This window comes from Rubrivivax sp. A210 (assembly GCF_904426505.1).
In the GTDB taxonomy this organism is placed as follows: Bacteria; Pseudomonadota; Gammaproteobacteria; order Burkholderiales; family Burkholderiaceae_C; genus Rubrivivax.
In genome coordinates this window covers 336026-354224 of record NZ_CAJGBN010000034.1, presented here as the reverse complement: position 1 = coordinate 354224, position 18199 = coordinate 336026, and the positions used below count along the sequence as shown (strand labels likewise).

The 18199-nt window shown below is 70.6% G+C and carries 14 protein-coding genes; 4 read left to right on the top strand and 10 right to left on the bottom strand.

All coding sequences use genetic code 11. The features are described 5' to 3' along the window. Positions 1 to 58: 58 nt before the first annotated feature. The 3 genes from carB to JMV16_RS17690 all read right to left on the bottom strand — a co-directional run bounded on the left by carB (position 59) and on the right by JMV16_RS17690 (position 5033). Complete coding sequence (gene carB, locus JMV16_RS17700) at positions 59 to 3331, bottom strand: carbamoyl-phosphate synthase large subunit (protein WP_201495601.1); 3273 nt, start codon at positions 3329 to 3331, stop codon at positions 59 to 61. Next, positions 3332 to 4483: a glutamine-hydrolyzing carbamoyl-phosphate synthase small subunit gene (gene carA / locus JMV16_RS17695; protein ID WP_201495600.1), complete on the bottom strand. Its 1152-nt coding sequence runs from the start codon at positions 4481 to 4483 to the stop codon at positions 3332 to 3334. Positions 4484 to 4625: 142 nt separating this feature from the next. Further along, on the bottom strand, positions 4626 to 5033 hold the full coding sequence (locus JMV16_RS17690) for a GlcG/HbpS family heme-binding protein (protein ID WP_201495599.1): 408 nt from the start codon (positions 5031 to 5033) through the stop codon (positions 4626 to 4628). Between the two features lie 123 nt (positions 5034 to 5156). Here JMV16_RS17690 and JMV16_RS17685 point away from each other — a divergent pair, with 123 nt between their 5' ends. From JMV16_RS17685 to JMV16_RS17675, 3 genes are all read left to right on the top strand, one after another. Beyond that, positions 5157 to 5852, top strand: coding sequence for a Bax inhibitor-1/YccA family protein (locus JMV16_RS17685; protein WP_201495598.1), 696 nt, complete (start codon positions 5157 to 5159; stop codon positions 5850 to 5852). A 95-nt stretch (positions 5853 to 5947) separates the two neighbouring features. Continuing rightward, positions 5948 to 7129: an ABC transporter substrate-binding protein gene (locus JMV16_RS17680; RefSeq protein WP_201495597.1), complete on the top strand. Its 1182-nt coding sequence runs from the start codon at positions 5948 to 5950 to the stop codon at positions 7127 to 7129. Next, on the top strand, positions 7129 to 9792 hold the full coding sequence (locus JMV16_RS17675) for an ATP-binding protein (RefSeq protein ID WP_201495596.1): 2664 nt from the start codon (positions 7129 to 7131) through the stop codon (positions 9790 to 9792). Before JMV16_RS17680 ends, JMV16_RS17675 begins: the two co-directional genes overlap by 1 nt. Here JMV16_RS17675 and rlmD read toward each other — a convergent pair whose 3' ends face one another. The 5 genes from rlmD to surE are packed head-to-tail and all read right to left on the bottom strand — an operon-like array spanning position 9793 to position 14780. After that, complete coding sequence (gene rlmD, locus JMV16_RS17670) at positions 9793 to 11187, bottom strand: 23S rRNA (uracil(1939)-C(5))-methyltransferase RlmD (protein WP_201495595.1); 1395 nt, start codon at positions 11185 to 11187, stop codon at positions 9793 to 9795. Between the two features lie 41 nt (positions 11188 to 11228). Continuing rightward, positions 11229 to 12212 carry an RNA polymerase sigma factor RpoS gene (gene rpoS, locus JMV16_RS17665; protein WP_411565041.1) on the bottom strand — a complete coding sequence of 328 codons (984 nt, stop codon included), beginning with the start codon at positions 12210 to 12212 and terminating at the stop codon, positions 11229 to 11231. A gap of 11 nt (positions 12213 to 12223) precedes the next feature. Beyond that, a complete protein-coding gene (locus JMV16_RS17660) occupies positions 12224 to 13189 on the bottom strand; it encodes a peptidoglycan DD-metalloendopeptidase family protein (RefSeq protein WP_236580582.1) in 966 nt (321 codons plus the stop codon). Continuing rightward, positions 13186 to 14013 (bottom strand): protein-L-isoaspartate O-methyltransferase, encoded by an 828-nt coding sequence (gene pcm / locus JMV16_RS17655; protein ID WP_201495594.1) that lies wholly within the window; start codon positions 14011 to 14013, stop codon positions 13186 to 13188. The genes JMV16_RS17660 and pcm overlap by 4 nt, the downstream gene beginning before the upstream one ends. Continuing rightward, a complete protein-coding gene (surE, locus tag JMV16_RS17650; protein WP_201495593.1) occupies positions 14010 to 14780 on the bottom strand; it encodes a 5'/3'-nucleotidase SurE in 771 nt (256 codons plus the stop codon). The genes pcm and surE overlap by 4 nt, the downstream gene beginning before the upstream one ends. A 134-nt stretch (positions 14781 to 14914) precedes the next feature. Between surE and JMV16_RS17645 the strand changes: the two genes are divergently transcribed. Then, positions 14915 to 15565, top strand: a complete 651-nt coding sequence (locus JMV16_RS17645; RefSeq protein WP_201495592.1) for a histidine phosphatase family protein — start codon at positions 14915 to 14917, stop codon at positions 15563 to 15565. Here JMV16_RS17645 and JMV16_RS17640 read toward each other — a convergent pair. Then, positions 15558 to 17012, bottom strand: coding sequence for a N,N-dimethylformamidase beta subunit family domain-containing protein (locus JMV16_RS17640; RefSeq protein WP_201495591.1), 1455 nt, complete (start codon positions 17010 to 17012; stop codon positions 15558 to 15560). The genes JMV16_RS17645 and JMV16_RS17640 overlap by 8 nt on opposite strands. Then, the gene (locus JMV16_RS17635; protein ID WP_201495590.1) at positions 17012 to 18199 is read right to left on the bottom strand and encodes a glycosyltransferase family protein; all 1188 of its coding nucleotides are present in this window, start codon (positions 18197 to 18199) and stop codon (positions 17012 to 17014) included. Before JMV16_RS17635 ends, JMV16_RS17640 begins: the two co-directional genes overlap by 1 nt.

The window sequence follows — 18199 nt, the reverse complement described above, 5'->3', positions numbered from 1 at the left end:
TCAAAGTGAATCCGCCGCAGGCCTGCGCAGCCTGCGGCGGATGGGGAAAGCGCCGATGTTAGTGCAGTTCGGCGTGCATTTCCTGCAGCGACAGCACGGCAATGTCGTCGCGGTGCTTGAGCGCCTCGGTGGCCGCCTCGGCCCCGGCCATCGTCGTGTAGTAGGTGACGCGGTGGGCCAGCGCCGCGGTGCGGATGTAGCGCGAGTCGGCAATCGCCGTGCGCGTTTCGTCGACGGTGGTGTAGACGAGCTGGATCTCGCCCGCCTTGACCATGTCGGCGATATGGGGCCGGCCGTCCTTGACCTTGTTGACCACGCGCACCGCGATGCCGGCGGCGGTGATGGCCGCCGCCGTGCCGCGCGTGGCGACGACCTGGAAGCCCAGCGCCACCAGGTCGCGCGCCACCGCCACGGCGCGCTGCTTGTCGGCGTCCTTGACGGTGATGACCACGGTGCCGCGGCCGGGCAGCTTGGAGCCGGCACCGAGCTGGCTCTTGAGCATGGCCTCGCCGAAGGTGCGGCCCACGCCCATGACCTCGCCGGTGGAGCGCATCTCGGGGCCCAGCACCGGGTCGACGCCGGGGAACTTGTTGAAGGGGAAGACCGCTTCCTTGATGCTGAAGTAAGGCGGTATCACCTCGGCCAGCGCCAGGCCGGCGGGGCCGCGCTGGCTGGCCAGGCTCTGGCCGGCCATGCAGCGCGCCGCGATCTTGGCCAGCGGCAGGCCGGTGGCCTTGCTGACATAGGGCACGGTGCGCGAGGCGCGCGGATTGACCTCGAGCACATAGACGACGGCGTTCTCGCCCTCCCCCTGGATCGCGAACTGCGTGTTCATCAGCCCCACCACGCCCAGTGCGCGCGCCATGGCCGCGGCCTGGCGGCGCATCTCGTCCTGCAGCGCCTTGCTCAGCGTGTAGGGCGGCAGCGAGCAGGCCGAGTCGCCGCTGTGGATGCCGGCGGCCTCGACGTGTTCCATGATGCCGCCGATCAGCACCTCGCGGCCGTCGCTGATGCAGTCGACGTCAACCTCGATGGCGTCGTCGAGAAAGCGGTCCAGGAGCACGGGCGACTTCTCGCTCACCTTGACGGCCTCGCGCATGTAGCGCTCGAGATCCTTGTCGCCGTGCACGATCTCCATCGCGCGCCCGCCCAGCACATAGCTGGGGCGCACCACCAGCGGGTAGCCGATCTCCTGGGCCAGCGCCAGCGCAGCCTCTTCGGTGCGCGCGGTGCGGTTGGGCGGCTGCCTGAGGCCCAGTTCGTGCAGCAGCTTCTGGAAGCGCTCGCGGTCCTCGGCGATGTCGATGGAATCAGGGCTGGTGCCGATGATGGGCACGCCGGCGCGCTCGAGGTCGAGCGCCAGCTTCAGCGGTGTCTGGCCGCCGAACTGCACGATGACGCCGGTGGGCTGCTCTTTCGCGACGATCTCGAGCACGTCTTCCAGCGTCACCGGCTCGAAGTAGAGGCGGTCGCTGGTGTCGTAGTCGGTCGACACGGTCTCGGGGTTGCAGTTGACCATGATGGTCTCGTAGCCGTCCTCGCGCATCGCCAGCGCCGCGTGTACGCAGCAGTAGTCGAACTCGATGCCCTGGCCGATGCGGTTGGGCCCGCCGCCCAGCACCATGATCTTCTTGCGCGTGCTCGGCTCGGCCTCGCATTCCTCTTCGTAGGTCGAGTAGAGGTAGGCGGTCTGGGTGGCGAACTCGGCGGCGCAGGTGTCCACCCGCTTGTAGACCGGACGCACCTGCAGCGCATGGCGGCGCTCGCGCACCGCGTGCTGGTGCGTACCCAGTAGCTTGGCCAGGCGGCGGTCTGAGAAGCCCTTGGCCTTGAGGAATTGCAGCTCGGCCTTGCTCAGGCTGGCCAGTTCGCGGCCGGCCAGCTGCCGTTCGAGCGCCACCAGTTCCTCGATCTGGGCCAGGAACCAGGGGTCGACCGCGGTCTCGTCGAAGATCTCGTCCAGGCTCATGCCGATGCGGAAGGCGTCGGCCAGGTAGAGGATGCGCTCGGGGCCGGCGTTGCCGATCTCGTCGACGATCTCGTCGCGGTCCGTGCTGCGCTCACTCAGGCCGTCGATGCCGGTCTCCAGGCCGCGCAGCGCTTTCTGGAAGCTTTCCTGGAAGGTGCGGCCGATGGCCATGACCTCACCCACGCTCTTCATCTGCGTCGTCAGGTGCGGGTCGGCGGCGGGGAATTTCTCGAAGGCGAAGCGCGGGATCTTGGTGACGACGTAGTCGATGCTGGGCTCGAAGCTGGCCGGCGTGGCGCCGCCGGTGATGTCGTTGCGCAACTCGTCCAGCGTGTAGCCCACGGCCAGCTTGGCCGCCACCTTGGCGATGGGGAAACCGGTGGCCTTGGAGGCCAGCGCCGAAGAGCGCGAGACGCGCGGATTCATCTCGATCACGATGAGCCGGCCGTTGACCGGATTGACCGAGAACTGCACGTTCGAGCCGCCGGTGTCGACGCCGATCTCGCGCAGGATGGCGATGCTGGCGTTGCGCATCACCTGGTATTCCTTGTCGGTGAGCGTCTGCGCCGGGGCCACCGTGATGCTGTCGCCGGTGTGGATGCCCATGGGGTCGAGGTTCTCGATGCTGCACACGATGATGCAGTTGTCGGCGCGGTCGCGCACGACTTCCATCTCAAACTCCTTCCAGCCGATCAGGCTCTCCTCGATGAGCAGTTCCTTGGTGGGCGACAGGTCGAGGCCGCGCTTGCAGATCTCGTCGAATTCCTCGGGGTTGTAGGCGATGCCGCCGCCGGTGCCACCCATCGTGAAGCTGGGGCGGATGACCATCGGGAAGCCGGTGCCGCCGATCTGCGCCTGGATGCTCTTCTGCACCGCCAGCGCCTCTTCCATGCTGTGCGCAATGCCGCTCTTGGCCGAATCGAGGCCGATGGACGTCATCGCGTCCTTGAACTTCATGCGGTCTTCGGCCTTCTCGATGGCCGTCTCGTTGGCGCCGATCATCTCGACGCCATGCTTGGCCAGCACGCCGTGGCGGTGCAGGTCGAGGGCGCAGTTCAGCGCCGTCTGGCCGCCCATCGTCGGCAGCAGCGCCATCTTCTCGTGCGGGCGCGCGGCGCGCTCCTTGGCGATGATCTTCTCGAGCACCTGCCAGGTGATGGGCTCGATGTAGGTCGCGTCGGCCATACCCGGGTCGGTCATGATGGTCGCCGGGTTGCTGTTGACGAGGACGACGCGGTAGCCCTCCTCGCGCAGCGCCTTGCAGGCCTGGGCGCCGGAGTAGTCGAATTCACAGGCCTGGCCGATGACGATGGGGCCGGCGCCGATGATCAGGATGCTGTGGAGGTCGGTGCGCTTGGCCATTTACTTTTGCTCCATCAGGGCGACGAAGCGGTCGAAGAGATAGCCGATGTCCTGCGGCCCGGGGCTGGCCTCGGGGTGGCCCTGGAAGCAGAAGGCCGGGCGGTCGGTGCGCGCCAGGCCTTGCAGGGTGCCGTCGAACAGGCTGATGTGGGTGGGGCGCAGGTTGGCCGGCAAGGTTTTCTCGTCGACCGCGAAGCCGTGGTTCTGGCTCGTGATGCTGACCCGGCCGCTGTCGAGATCCTTCACTGGGTGGTTGGCGCCGTGGTGGCCGAACTTCATCTTGAAGGTGCGCGCACCCGATGCCAGGGCCATGATCTGGTGGCCCAGGCAAATGCCGAAGACCGGCGTGCCGCTGCCGATCAATTCGCGTGCGGCGGCGATCGCGTAGTCGCAGGGCTCGGGGTCGCCCGGGCCGTTGCTGAGGAAGATGCCGTCGGGGCGCAGTTTCATCACCGCGGCCGCGCTCGTCTGCGCCGGCACCACGGTGACGCGGCAGCCGCGGCTGGCCAGCATGCGCAGGATGTTGCGCTTGACGCCGAAGTCGTAGGCCACCACATGGTGGCGCGGGGTCTGCTGCAGGCCGTAGCCGGCGCCGAGTGTCCACTCGGTCTCGGTCCATTCGTAGGCTTCGGTGGCCGAGACCACACGCGCCAGGTCCAGCCCCGACATCGAGGGCGCACCGTGTGCCATTGCCACGGCTGCAGCAATGTCGGCCTCGCTGACCGCATGACCGGCAGGGTAGGCGACGATGCTGCCGTTCTGGGCACCGCGGCTGCGCAGCACGCGGGTGAGGCGGCGCGTATCGATCCCGGCGATGGCCACCGTGCCTTCGCGTTGCAGGTACTCGGACAACGTCATCGTCGAGCGGAAGTTCGAGACACGCAGCGACACGTCCTTCACGATCAGCCCGGCGGCGTGGACGCGTGCGGCTTCCACGTCTTCGGCATTGATGCCGACATTGCCGATGTGCGGATACGTCAGCGTGACGATCTGCCGGCAATAGCTCGGATCGGTAAGGATTTCCTGGTAGCCGGTGAGCGCGGTGTTGAACACCACCTCGCCCACCGCGCTGCCGGGGGCGCCTGCCGATGTGCCGATGAAGGTGGTGCCGTCCGCGAGGGCGAGCAGTGCGGGGGGCAGGACGGGCAGCAAGTAGGAGACTCCGGGTTCGCGCGCCCGGAATTCCCGGCGATCGGCTTGATCGCCTGGGCAGCGAGGGTCAACCGGCGACGGAGTTTCGCGAGGGCGGCGTGGATTGCGGGTAAACCACCGGATTATAGCCGGCGGTTGCTGCTCAGCCGCCCAGGGCAGCGATGCCCGCACGGGCGATCTGGGCGTCTTCGGCCGACTTGACACCGCTCACGCCAACCGCACCGACGCACTGCCCGCCAACCATGATGGGCACCCCGCCTTCGAGCATGCCTTGCAGCGCCGGCGCGCTCAGGAAGGAGGTGCGGCCCTGGTTGATCATCTCTTCGTAGATGCGACTCTCACGCCGGCCCAGCGCCGAGGTACGGGCCTTGGCCGGAGCGATCTCGGCCGAGATCGGCGCCGCGCCGTCCAGGCGCTGCAACCACAGCAGGTGGCCGCCGTCGTCGACGATGGCGAAGGTGACCGCCCAACCGTTCTTGGTGGCCTCGGCTTCGGCAGCAGCAGCGATGGCGCGCAGGTCGGACAGGGTCAGGGTGGGCTTGGTGTTCATGGCGGCAACGATAACCCGGGGCGCAGGCCCTTGTCTGCACGGGGACTGGGGCCATATGGGGTGCAAGGCGGGGAACCTAGAATGCACGTTGGCGTCCAACCCGCCTTACCCAAAGGAGCTTTCATGGAATCACGCGTGCAGACTTTCCCCGGTGTCGCCGGAGCCGGCGCGCTCGCCGCCGAACGCAACCGCGTCCTGCGCAACACCTACTGGCTGCTGGCCTTGTCGATGGTGCCCACGGTGCTGGGGGCCTGGGTCGGCATCGAGACCGGCCTGATGCGCCTGATGTCGCCTGGCATCGGCCTCATCGTCTTCATGGTCGGTGCCTTTGGCTTCATGTACGCGATCGAGAAGACCAAGAACTCGGCCGCCGGCGTGCCCCTGCTGCTGGCCTTCACCTTCTTCATGGGCCTGATGCTGGCGCGCCTGCTGGGCGTGGTGCTGGGCCTCAAGAACGGCAGCAGCCTGATCATGATGGCCTTTGCCGGCACCGGCGCCATCTTCTTCGGCATGGCCTCGCTCAGCACCATCATCAAGCGCGACCTGTCGAGCATGGGCAAGTTCCTGTTCATCGGCATGATCATGCTGCTGGTGGCAGGCATCGCCAACATCTTCATCCAGAGCAGCGCGCTGATGATCACGCTGTCGGTGCTGGCCATAGGCATCTTCTCGGCCTTCATCCTGCACGACCTCAAGCGAGTGCAGGACGGCGAGGAAACCAACTACATCACCGCCACCCTGGGTGTCTACCTGAGCCTGTACAACGTGTTCAGCAACCTGCTGGCGCTGTTCGGCATCTTCGGCGGCGAACGCGACTGAGCCACAGCCCCGCCCGCCCGGTGCCCGCCGGGCGGCCTGCGGCGATTTGCCGCTCCCCATGTTGCCGCCACCCCCGCGGCGCGTATCGGGCCAGAATGGCTGCCGTTGCCACAACGTGGCCAACCGCCATCGATACCGCCGCCCCTTCTGAACCCACCCGCCGCCTCGCGCTCAAAGGCGGCCTGGCGCTGGCGTTCGCCCTGCCCGCCCTCGCCGGCCTGACGGCCTGCACTGATCGCGGCCCGCTGCGCATCGGCTTCATCGGCGGCATGTCGGGTCGCGTTGCCGATCTCGGCATCGCCGGCCGCAACGGCGCCCAGCTCGCCGTCGACGACCTCAATGCTGCCAGCGGCCCCGATGGCCGCGCCGTCGAGCTGCTGGTGCGCGACGACGAGCACGACGAAGCGAAGGCGCAATCTCGTCTCGCCGAACTCTTCGATGCCGGCGTGGCCTTCGTCGTCGGGCCCATGACCAGTTCGATGGCCGTGGCGATGGCGCCGCTGGCCACGCAACGCGGCATCGTGCTGATCAGCCCGACGGTGACGACGCACGAACTCAGCGGCCGCGCCGATGCCTTCTTCCGCGTCGTGCCCGACGCCCCCAGCGGTGCTCGTCAACAGGCCGATGCGCTGCTGGCGCGCGGCCTGCGCCGCCTGGTGACGGTGGCCGATCTCAACAACCGATCCTTCGCTGAGAGCTGGACCCAGGCCGCGGCGGCGCGCTTTCGCGAGCGGGGCGCTGCCGTGCCCCACGAACTCGGCTTCCGCTCGGCGCCGGGCCTGCGCTTCACCGAGCTGGCGCAGCAGATCGCGGCATCAAGCGGCGATGTCGTGATCGTCGCCGCCAACGCCTCGGACACCGCGGTGATCTGCCAGCAGGTGCGCCGTCTGGACGGCAAGCCGGCCTTCGCCGTCTCGCCCTGGGCCGGTACCGAGCAGTTCCCGCAGATGGGCGGGCGTGCCGTAGAGGGCGCGTTGGTGGCGCAGTACTTTGACCGCGCCAGCCGCGCACCGGCCTATCTGCAGTTCATCGAGCGCTACCGTGCCCGCTTCGGCGAAAACCCCGGCTACCCCGCCGTCAATGCCTACGATGCCCTGCGGCTGGGCATGGAGGGATTGCGCCAGCGCGGTGGCAGCAGCCTGGCAATCAGCCTGGGGAAACTGCGCCACCATGACTGCCTGCAGCAGACGATCGCCCTCGACGCTCACGGCGATGCGCAGGCACCGATGTTCCTGACCGAAGTGCGCGACGGCCGCTTCGTCGCTGCGGCCGGCTGATGGGCGGCTCGCTCGGCCTGCGCCGACGCCTGCTGCGGCAGTTCCTGCTGCTGGGCCTGTTGCCGGTGGTGGCGCTGGCAGCGCTGGCGGTGCTGCTGCTGGTGCCGGCCCTGGTGGCCCATGGCGAGGAGCGCAACCGTGAGCTGGCCACCTCGGTGCGCGAGCAGGTCAGGCTGGAGCTGTTCGCGCGCCAGCGCGCGGCCGAGCAACTGGCGGCCGAAATCCGCCAGGGCAGCCTCGCCGAGCCCGCCATCACCGATGCGCTGCAGACCCTGGTCACGGCCGACCGCTTTCTCTTCGCCGCCTACCTCACCGACGCCCGCGGCACGGTCACCCATGTCGCGCTGCAGCCCGCGAGCCCCCAGCACGTAGCCGACCTGCTGGGTCTGGACGAATCGGCCAAGCCGCATTTCCAGCAGGCCGCGAGTTCGCGGCTGGCCACCTGGTCGCAGGCCTTCCTTTCGACGATCTCGGGCCAGATCACCGTGGTGCTGGCCGTGCCCGCCGGCAGCGGCCAGCTGATGGTGGAGTTCTCGCTGGCGGGGCTCTCGCAGTCCCTGGCCGAGCTCGACATGGTGGGCCAGACCCACACCGTGGTGCTCGATGGTGCCGGCCGCATCATCGGCCACGCCGATGCGCGTCGCGCGCTGCGCCAGGACAGCCTGCGCGAAATTCCGCTCGTGCTGCGCGCCATCGCCGGCCACGCCGAGGCCGGCCGCATCATGCTCGATGGCAGCGAGCAGCTGGCCTATGCGCTGCCGGTGAAGCCCGTCGGCTGGACCATCCTGGTTTCGCAGGCCACGGCCTCGGTGCTCAAGCCGCTGCTGCGCCTGGCCTGGGTGCTGGCCCTCATCGTCGCGGCCACGCTGGCGGTGGCCGCGGCGGCGGCCTGGGGGTTGTCGCGGCGCGGGGGCGACGAAGTCGAGCGCCTGGCCGAATCGGCCCGTGCCGCCGCCTATGGTGAGTTGGCGGCCGTGAGCCCGGGCTTCGACACCGCCGAGTTCGCCGAGGTCTGGACGCGGCTGCGCAAGCTTTTCGACGAACTGCACGGCCGCGACCAGCAGACGCGCGCCGCCCGCGCCCGGCTGCAGGCCGTGCTGGACGCCGCCACCGAGGTGGCCATCGTCACCACTGACACCGCCGGCCGGGTGACGATGTTCAGCGCCGGCGCGCGCAAGATGCTGCAGCGCGAGCCAGCCGAGGTGGTGGGCCTGTGTACCGCGATCATCTGGCACGACGCGGACGAACTGGATGCGCGCGGCGCCGAGCTGACGGCCCGACTCGGCCGCCCGGTGGCCGGCTTCGACGTGCTGGTGGCGCTGGCGCGCGAATCCGGCAGCGAGGTGCGCGACTGGACCCTGGCGCGCGCCGACGGCCAGCGACTGCAGGTCTCCCTGGCCATGACCTCGCTGCGCGACCCCGACGGCGCACTCGAAGGCTTCCTGGGCGTCGCCATCGACATCACCGACCGCCGCCGCGCCGAGGCGCTGGAACTGGCCCGGCGCAGCGCCGAGGCCGCCAACCAGGCCAAGACCGAATTTCTCTCGCGCATGAGCCACGAGCTGCGCAGCCCGCTCAACGCCATGCTGGGCTATGCGCAGCTGATCGAGATCGACACGCAGGAGCCGCCCGGCCCCGGCCAGCGCGAGCGCTCGCGGCAAATCCAGCGCGCCGGCTGGCACCTGGTGCAGCTGATCGACGACGTGCTCGACCTCTCGCGCATCGAATCCGGCCAGTTGCGCGTCTCCATCGAGGCCGTCGACGCCCGCGGCGTGCTGGCGCGGGCGGCCGAGCTGGCAGCGCCGCAATTCCAGCGCCATCGCGTGCTGATGCGTACCGATTGGGTGGGCGCCACCGCACCCGAGGCGGCTGCGCCGGTGCTGGCCGATGCCACGCGGTTGACCCAGGTCCTTGTCAACCTGCTGGGCAATGCCGCCAAGTACAGCCCTCCAGGCAGCACCGTGAGGCTGGAGTGGGAGGCGCTGCCGGGGCGGCAGCTGGCGCTGCGCGTCATCGACCCCGGCCGCGGCATGACGCCCGAGCAGCTGGGCCAGCTCTTCCAGCCTTTCAACCGCCTGGGCCTCGAATCCAGCGGCATCGAGGGCACAGGCATCGGCCTGGTCATCACGCGCCACCTGGTCGAACTGATGCACGGCAGCCTGGCGGTGCAAAGCCAGGCCGGCGAGGGCAGCCGCTTCACCGTGACGCTGCCCCAGGCCGAGGCGCTGGCGGTGCCGGCCGCCACGCCCGCCCTGCCGGATGCCGGCACAGGCGGTCTCAGTGGTCGCGTGCTCTACATCGAGGACAACGAGGTCAACGCCTTGCTGATGCGTGAGATCCTGCGCCTGCGCCCGCGGGTGCAACTGGACCTGGCGGCCACCGTGGCCGAGGGCCTGGAGCTGGTGCGCCGCCACCGGCCGCAGCTGGTGCTGCTGGACATGCACCTGCCCGACGCCCACGGCAGCGTGGCGCTGGACGCGATACGCGCCGATGCCAGCCTGGCCGGCACGGTGGTCATCGTCGTCTCGGCCGACGCCACGCGCCAGCAGGTGAATACCATGCTGGCCCGCGGCGCACGCAGCTACCTCACCAAGCCGCTGCGCGTGCCCGAGGCGCTGGCCGCCATCGACGCCGCGCTCGGCGTGGCGTCACCTTCGGGCTGATCAGGCGGCCGGCGGCTCGACCGCAACGGTCCTGGCCTGCGGGTCGAACTCGAACACCGCCATGCTCTCGACGTGGGCCGTGTGGGGGAACATGTTCACCACGCCGGCCTGCGTGCAGCGGTAGCCGGCCTGGTGTACCAGCAGGCCGGCGTCGCGCGCCAGCGTAGACGGGTTGCAGCTGACGTAGACGATGCGCTGCGGCGGCGTCCAGCCCGGCGCCCGGTGCAGGTCGGCCACGGCCTTGGCGAGTGCGAAAGCACCCTCGCGCGGCGGGTCAACCAGCCAGCGCTGGGCCGTGCCCAGGGCGCGCAAATCCGCGGGCGTCAGCTCGAAGAGGTTGCGCGCGGCGAACTCGGTGTTGGCGGCCAGGCCGTTGGTAGCGGCATTGGCGCGGGCGCGCGCCACCAGGGTCTCGCTGCCCTCGATGCCCAGCACGCTGCGCGCTCGCGTGGCCAGCGGCAGCGTGAAGTTGCCCAGGCCGCAGAACCAGTCGATCACGCGCTCGTCGGCCTGTGGTGCCAGCAGGCGCAGCGCGCGCTCGACCAGCACGCGGTTGATGTGCGGGTTGACCTGGGTGAAATCGGTGGGCTTGAAGGGCATGGTGATGCCGAACTCGGGCAGCCGGTAGGCCAGCACCGGCCCGCCCTCGTCGAGCAGTTGCACCGTCTCGGGGCCCTTGGGCTGCAGCCACCACTGCACGCCATGCACGGCGGCAAAGGCGCGCAGGCGGCTGCGGTCGCTCTCGCTCAGGGGCTCCAGATGGCGCAGCACCAGGGCCGTCACGGGGCCGTCGGCGCCGTGGCCGGCGGCGAGTTCGATCTGCGGCAGGCGGTCGCGTTGCTCCATCGCGCCGATCAGCTCGCGCAGCGGCAGCAGCATGGCGCTGACGGCGGGCGGCAGCACGGCACACACCGACATGTCGGCGACATAGCGCGACTTGCGCTCGTGGAAGCCGATCAGCACCGTGCCCTTCTTGGCGACATGGCGCACCGAGAGACGCGCCCGGTCGCGGTAGCCCCAGGCCGGCCCTTCGATGGGGCGCAACAGGCACTCCGGCCTCACCTTGGCCAGGTGCCAGAGGTTGTCTTCCAGCACGCGCTGCTTTACAGCCACCTGGGCGGCCGGGTGCAGATGCTGCATCTTGCAGCCGCCGCAGGCGCCCGCGTGCAGGCCGAAGTGCGGGCAGCCCGGGCGCACGCGTTGCGCGCTCTCGCGCGCCAACGACGTCATCTGGCCCTGCTCCCACTGGTTCTTCTTGCGCGAGACCTGCACCTGCACGCGCTCGCCGGGCAAGGCGCCCTCGATGAAGACCACCTTGCCGTCGGCGCGGTGCGCCACGCCCTGGGCCTCGAGGTCGAGCGATTCGACCGTCAGCCAATCCGTTCCGTTTGCCATCGCGCGATTATCCGGGCGCCACGCGGCGCGGCCGGAACAGCCTAGAAGATGGCGTCGCGGCCCACGCCCCGGCGGGCCATAGCGCGCTTGAGCTTGCCCAGCGCGTCCTGCTGGATCTGGCGCACGCGCTCGCGCGTCAGCTTCAGCTGGCCGGCCAGTTCGTCCAGCGTCTGTGGCTCGCGGCCATGCAGGCCATAGCGGCCGGTGAGCACCTCGCGCTCGCGTGCGCTCAGCTCGGCCATGCGGCCACCCAGCAGTTCGTGAACCTCGGCGTCCAGGCGCTGGCCCAGGGGATCGGCGGCCTGCTCGTCAGCCAGCAGGTCGAAGGGCGAATCGCCGGCCTCGCCGCGCTCGAGCGGCACGTCCAGCGAACTGGGCTGCTCGGCCAGGTGCAGCAGTTCGTCGATCTCCTGCACCGTGCGGCCCAGGGCCTGCGCCACCTGCTCGCTGCCGATGTGGTGCTCGCCGTCGCTGGTGGCCTCGAGCGCGCGGCGGGCGCGCAGCACCTGGCTCAGCTCGCGCAGCACATGCACCGGCAGGCGGATCAGCCGCGCCTGCTGCACGATGGCGCGCTCGACGCTCTGGCGGATCCACCACAGCGCATAGGTCGAGAAGCGAAAGCCGCGCTCGGGCTCGAATTTGGAGATGGCATGCATCAGCCCGAGATTGCCCTCCTCGATGAGGTCGACCATGGGCAGGCCGCGGCCGGTGTAGTGCTTGGCCACGCTGACCACCAGGCGCAGGTTGTGCTCGATCATCTTCTGCCGCGCCGCAAAGTCGCCGGTGCGGGCACGCCGGGCCAGTTCGCGCTCTTGCTCGGCGCTCAAGAGCGGGGCGCGGCGGATGTCGCGCAGATAGCTCTTGAGCGCGTCGGCGGACTCGCCGTCGCCGGTTGCGGCCGGAATCAGGGCGGCAGCGCCATCGGCGCCATCGACGCCTTCTCCAGCGCCGGCCTCCTGCCCTTCGCCGCCCTCGGCCCCATCGGGTTCGGCCGAAGGTGTCAACGAGGGCGACCGGGCGCTCACGCAGGGCCCGCCTAGCGCGCCGGCAGCAGGCGGGCCGGATCGACCGGCTTGCCCATGCGGCGCACCTCGAAGTGCAACTGCACCTTCTCGGCGTCGCTGGCGCCCATCTCGGCGATCTTCTGGCCGCGGCGCACCGCCTGGTCTTCCTTCACCAGCAGGGCCTGGTTGTGGGCATAGGCCGACAGGAAAGTGGCGTTGTGCTTGATGATGACCAGGTTGCCATAGCCGCGCAGGCCAGAGCCGGCATACACGACGCGGCCGTCGGCGGCGGCCAGCACCGCATCGCCGGCCTTGCCCGCGATCACCAGCCCTTTGGTCTTGCCCTCTTCGAAGGGCGCGGCCACCACGCCGGATGCCGGCCAGGCCCAGGCCACGTCATCGTCGCCTTCGCGGGCTGCCGGGGCTGGCTTGGCCCCGCTGGCGGCAGGCGCCGCGGGCGCCGGGGCTGGCGTGGCGGCGGCCGAGGCAGGGGCTGCCGCCGGCCTGCCTTCGAGCGGGCGGCTATCGACCGCGCCCACGCCCGCCACAGGCCGTGTCACGACGCCATTGCTGTCGGCCGTGGGCGGCACCACGCGCAGCACCTGGCCGACCTCGATGAGGTTGGCGTTCTCAAGGTTGTTCCAGCGCGCGATGTCGCGCCAGGGCTGGCCGAAATCGAGGCCGATGCGGATCAGCGTGTCGCCCGGCCTAACGCTGTAATAACCCGGCTTGCCGACGTTCTCTGCACCCGGCAAGGGCTTGGCCGGCTCGGCGCCGGGCGCCGAGGCTGCCGTTGCCGCGGCGGCGGGCGTGGACGGTGCAGGTGCCGTGGCGACAGCGGGGGTGGATGGCGCGGGCTTGCCCGAGGCCTTGCGGTCTTCGACCGGGGCGCGGTGGGCGGGCGACGCGCAGGCGGCCAGCAAGGCCAGGGCCAGCGCGGCCAGGGCCGTGGCCAGCCGCATTCGCGAGGTGGAGAAAGTGGAGGCTTTGGGTGTCATGCGGTGCCGGATTTTAGAGGGACGAAGTTCACCGCATCGAGGCGGCGGCTGACCAGGCCGCCCGGCTCGCGGTCGACCACCAGCAGCACCTGGCCGCCGCTGGTGGCGTCCTGCAGCGGGGCCACCAGACGGCCGCCGACATCGAGCTGATCGATCCAGGCCGGCGGCAGTTCCTCGCCGCCCGCCGCGGCAATGATGCTCTGGTAGGGCGCGCGCAGCGTGTGGCCGTCGCGGCCGTCGCCAAAGACCAGGCGCAGGTCGCCGCGCCGCGCGTGGGCCAGATTGGCGCGTGCCTTGTCGTGCAGGCCGCGCAAGCGCTCGATGGAGACCACGCTGCGCGCCAGCAGCGCCAGCAGCGCCGCCTGGTAGCCGCAGCCGGTGCCGATCTCGAGCACGCGGCCCAGGTCGCCGTGGGCGCGGGCATGGGCACCCTCGAACAGCAGCGCCAGCATGTGGCCCACCACCGACGGCTTGGAGATGGTCTGCGACAGGCCTATGGGCAAGCTGGTGTCTTCATAGGCCTGGGTGGCCAGGGCGCTGTCGACGAAGCGGTGGCGCTCCACCTGGCCCAGGGCCGCCAGCACCGGCTCGCAGCGCAGGCCCTGCTCGCGCAGGCGCGCCACCATGCGCTGGCGCACGGCGGCCGAATCCAGGCCCAGGCCGCTGGGGGTGCTGCTCTGCGCCGCAGCCTGGGCTGCATGCTGCAGCGGGCGTTGCGGACGCAGCAGTTCGTCGGCGGCGGCGCCGACGCGCGAACGCGCCGGTGCCTGCAGGCGATCCAGCGCCAGCGGAAACCGGGGCGTGCGCGGCGAGCGCGCAGTCATGCGCCGCGGCCGGCCAGGCGCGCGGCCCAGGCCGGGCTGGCCGCGTGGTCGGTGAGGTCCACCTGCAGCGGCGTGATCGAGACGCAGCTGTGGGCAATGGCGTGGAAATCCGTGCCCTCGCCGGCCTCACGGGCGTCGCCGGCCGGGCCTATCCAGTAGATGGTCTCGCCGCGCGGGCTGGTCTGGCGTATCACCGGCTCGCTGGCATGGCGCCGGCCCAGGCGCGTGATGCGGCGCGGCAGCGTGGCGGCATCGGCGCGGTTGGGGATGTTGACGTTGAGCAGCCAGGGCGCGCCGCCCAGGGGCGCGCTGGCCAGCACCTGCTCGACCACGGCGCGGGCGGTGGCAGCCGCGGCCTCGAGATCGCCCCAGCCCTTTTCGGCCTGCGAGAAGGCGATGGCCGGCACGCCGAAGAGGAAACCCTCCATCGCCGCCGCCACCGTGCCTGAATAGAGCGTGTCATCGCCCATGTTGGCGCCGTTGTTGATGCCCGAGAGCACCAGGTCGGGCCGGTAGCCGAGCAGGCCGGTGAGGGCCACATGGACGCAGTCGGACGGCGTGCCGTTGACGACGCGGTAGCCCTCGGCATGGCCGCCGCGGGCCTGGAACACCGACAGCGGTCGCGTCAGCGTGAGCGAATTGGAGGTGCCGCTGGCGTTCTGCTCGGGCGCGATGACGTCGATGCTGCCCAGGCCAGCACAGGCGCGCACCAGCGCGGCCAGCCCGGGGGCGAGGTAACCGTCGTCATTGGCGATGAGGATGCGCATGCGGACATTGTAGGGAGGCCCCGCTGGCACACCGCGCCGGCAATGTCGGCGCAGGGGCCAGGGTTGATGCGGCGATGCTGGCAAGATCGGCAGCGTGCGCGCCTGGACGCGCAACGCAGAGGATCGAAGCAAGCATGCAAGCCGCACCCACCGTGCTCTACCTGGCGCGCCATGGCCAGAGCGAATGGAACAACCAGGGCCTGGTGACCGGGCAGCTCGACCCCGGCCTCTCGGCCAAGGGCCTGCAGCAGAGCGAGGCCCTGGCCCAATGCCTTCATGGCGAGACGCTGGCGGCCATCTACGCCAGCGCGCTGCAGCGCACCACGGCCACCGCCCAGCCCACGGCCACGCGGCTGGGCCTGGGCATCACGCAGCTGGCGGCGCTCAACGAGATCCACATGGGCGTGCTGCAGGGCCGCCAGCGCGACGACACCGACCCCGAGGCCCAGGCCCTGTGGCAGCAGTGGCAGGCCGCGCCCTGGGGCCCCGGCGTGCCCGGCGGCGAAAGCCTGGCCGAGCTGACGCAGCGGGTGGACGCGGTGCTGCAGGATCTGCTGCAACGCCACCGCGGCCAGCGCGTGCTGGTGGTGGGCCACCGCGCCACCAACCGCGTGCTGATGGGCCGTTTGATGGGCTGGCCCCAGGAGCGCTGGCCCGAGATCAGGCTGCGCAACAAGTTTTTCTACCGCATCGAGCCGGGCGCAGATGGCGCGCCGGCCCGCATCGCCACCTGCACGCTCAGCGGCAGCAAGACCGGCAGCTGGATCGAAGGCTTCGTCATGTGAAAGTGTCTGAACGCACGCCGGCCAGGCGGCGCAGCACATTGCGCGTGATCTGCTGCGCCGCCGGGTTCAGGCGCGAGCTGCGCAGCGCCGGGGCGTTGAAATCGTCCAGGCCCCAGGCCCACTGGATGCTGCCGGTGGCAAAGACCAGGGCGCCGCTGGGCGCGGTATAGACGCTCATGTTCGACAGCCCCTGCTGCACCGGCTCGGTCAGCGTGGTCCAGGGCGAACTGGCCAGGATTTCCAGCCCGGCCGGGCCCTGGCCCTGGGCGGCGTCGACCTCGTAGCCCAGCAGGCCGGGCAGGCGGTCGCCGGCCGCCAGGCCGGTGCCGGCGAAGACCCAGTGCTCCGGCCGCGTGACGACGATGTCGCCGTCCACCGGATCGGCCACATACATCACGCCGATCAGCTGCTCCTCGGGGCGGCCGACGGCGGCGCTGCGCCACTTGTCGGTGGCCAGGCTGGTGTTCGCGCGGCTGTACAGCGGGTCGGCCTTGGCCTTCTTGTGGCAGACCATGATGCGGTCGGCCGTGCCCGAGGCCGGGCTGGGCTCCAGCCTCACCTGCCAGTAGGCGCTGTTGGCCGAGAAGAAACCCAGGTGGATGCCGGCGTCGCGCGCCGCCTCGACGTGGTCGCGCATCGCGCGCGTCCAGTACTCGTCGTGGCCGCTCGAGATCCAGCCGCGGCAGCGGCGTGGTGGCGCCGCGTGTGTGTCGAGGTTGGTGCCGTAGGCGACGTCCCAGCCCTCGCGCTCGAGCCAGCGCAGCAGATTGCAGTCCCAGGCCGCGTTGCTGGGCCCGTAACGCTCGGGATGGGGCTGCAGATTGCACAGGAACTCGCCCGCGCCCATGCCATAGGCCGCGGCCGGGTTCTGGGCATTGGCCGCGAAGGGACGGTTGAACGAGACCTTGCTGGCGCGCCGGCCTTCGCTGCTGCCCCAGTGGTAGAGCGACTTGCCGCCCCAGGCGTTGTAGGCCTGGTAGGTGGTCAGGCCCAGTTGCACGTGCAGCGCCGCGTCGCGCTCGTCGTCGCGCACGACGAAGAAGATGTAGCTCTGGGCGCCGCTGTCGGCGGCCGTCAATCGGGCCAGGAAGACGCCGCTGGTCCAGCCGCCGGGCTCATCGGCGCTGGCGGTGCGCAGGGCATGGGACTGCTCCCAGGCGCAGTCGACGAGGCCGCTGTCGGGGTCCATCGCCGGCATGGGCTGGGCGCGGCCCGGCAGCGTGAGCGGCCCCAGCACGCGGCGCGCGCCCAGGCCCTGGTACCAGCCGATGCGGAAGACCTCCAGCACCCACTGCGGCGCCCGCGTGTGCACGTGCAGGCCGATGACGCCGCCGCGCGCCACGCTGGTGGCCGCGGCATAGCCTTCGATCTCGCGCGCCAGCGCCGGACGCCGCAGCGTCCAGTCGGCGCAGCCGGGGCGGGCGTTCTCGGCCTGGATCGGGTTCATCACGCCGGCTCGACGGCGCGCTCCGCCAGCACGGCCAGGATGCGTTCGGCGGTGACACGGGCGCCGTCCATGGCCACCTGGTGCGCCGGATAGGGCGCGGCCAGGGCCTCCAGGATGCGCGCGGCCAGCCGCTCGGGCAGCAGGTCGGCGGGGCCCAGCTCGTGCAGCAGGCCCTTCTCGGCGAACTTGCGAATGCGTATGCCCTGCTCCGGGTTGTCCTGGTAGGGATAGGCCAGGCCCGGGGTGCGAGCACCCAGCACGTCCATCAAGGTGTTGTCGCCGCCCATGCTGATGGATGCCACCGATTCCATCAGGTGACGCGGAAACTCGGCCAGAAAGGGGTGAATCTCGACGTTGGCGCTGCTCACCAGGCGGCGCAGCGACTCGATCTCCTCGGCCGGCGTGCGCGAGCCGCAGGCCAGCACGAAGCGCAGCTGAGGCAACAGCGCCGCCGCACCGATGGCGGCGACCAGCAGTTCGCGCCCGACGTTGCCGCCGCCCTGGCTGACCAGCACCTGGGGCTTGCGCACCGGCCGCTCGGTCGGCGGCGGCGGGCTGATGTAGCCGCTGTAGCAAAGGCGGTCGGCGATCTCGGGCGCGAGGCTGAAGGTCTCGTCGAAGCGGATCACCGCCGGGTCGCCGCGCACGAAGACGGTGTGGATCAGCTTCTTCACCGATTCAACCATGCGCCGTTCGTTGGCCTGGGCGCGCGGCACCAGCACCTCGCGCACCGAGCAGAACACCGGCACCGGCCCGCTGCCGGCGCGCACCGCCGCCAGCAGGGCCTGGATCTCGGTCTTGAAACGGCGCCGGCCGAAGGGATAGAACTCGAGCACCACGGCCTGGTAGGACGGGCGCAGAAAGCCGGCAATGGCCTGGGCGCGGTCGGCCCAGATGGCGTCTATGGGGCGCTCGTCGGCGGGGGCGAAGAACTCGCCGCTGTCCTCGTCGTGCAGCAAGGTGGCCAGGCGCAGGCCGCGGAATCCCGGGCGCGGCGCCATGGGGCCGGCGTCGAGGCCGCCATAGACGAGGTCGACCTCGGCCTGCGGCAGCAGGGCTTCGATGATGCGCAGGCTGCAGGTCAGGTGGCCGATGCCGACCAGGCTCTGGCAGTAGTAGAGGATGCGGGGCCGGCTCACCGTGGTTTGAACGGCTGCGGCCGGCGGCAAGGCGGGGCCGGCGCTCAT

Excerpts from the sequence above, each read along its gene's own strand:
- carB (WP_201495601.1), bottom strand. The coding sequence starts at position 3,331 with ATGGCCAAGCGCACCGACCTCCACAGCATCCTGATCATCGGCGCCGGC.
- JMV16_RS17690 (WP_201495599.1), bottom strand. The coding sequence starts at position 5,033 with ATGAACACCAAGCCCACCCTGACCCTGTCCGACCTGCGCGCCATCGCT.
- JMV16_RS17685 (WP_201495598.1), top strand. The coding sequence starts at position 5,157 with ATGGAATCACGCGTGCAGACTTTCCCCGGTGTCGCCGGAGCCGGCGCG.
- JMV16_RS17680 (WP_201495597.1), top strand. The coding sequence starts at position 5,948 with ATGGCTGCCGTTGCCACAACGTGGCCAACCGCCATCGATACCGCCGCC.
- JMV16_RS17675 (WP_201495596.1), top strand. The coding sequence starts at position 7,129 with ATGGGCGGCTCGCTCGGCCTGCGCCGACGCCTGCTGCGGCAGTTCCTG.
- rlmD (WP_201495595.1), bottom strand. The coding sequence starts at position 11,187 with ATGGCAAACGGAACGGATTGGCTGACGGTCGAATCGCTCGACCTCGAG.
- JMV16_RS17660 (WP_236580582.1), bottom strand. The coding sequence starts at position 13,189 with ATGACACCCAAAGCCTCCACTTTCTCCACCTCGCGAATGCGGCTGGCC.
- pcm (WP_201495594.1), bottom strand. The coding sequence starts at position 14,013 with ATGACTGCGCGCTCGCCGCGCACGCCCCGGTTTCCGCTGGCGCTGGAT.
- surE (WP_201495593.1), bottom strand. The coding sequence starts at position 14,780 with ATGCGCATCCTCATCGCCAATGACGACGGTTACCTCGCCCCCGGGCTG.
- JMV16_RS17645 (WP_201495592.1), top strand. The coding sequence starts at position 14,915 with ATGCAAGCCGCACCCACCGTGCTCTACCTGGCGCGCCATGGCCAGAGC.
- JMV16_RS17640 (WP_201495591.1), bottom strand. The coding sequence starts at position 17,012 with ATGAACCCGATCCAGGCCGAGAACGCCCGCCCCGGCTGCGCCGACTGG.
- JMV16_RS17635 (WP_201495590.1), bottom strand. The coding sequence starts at position 18,199 with ATGAGCGCCGGCCCCGCCTTGCCGCCGGCCGCAGCCGTTCAAACCACG.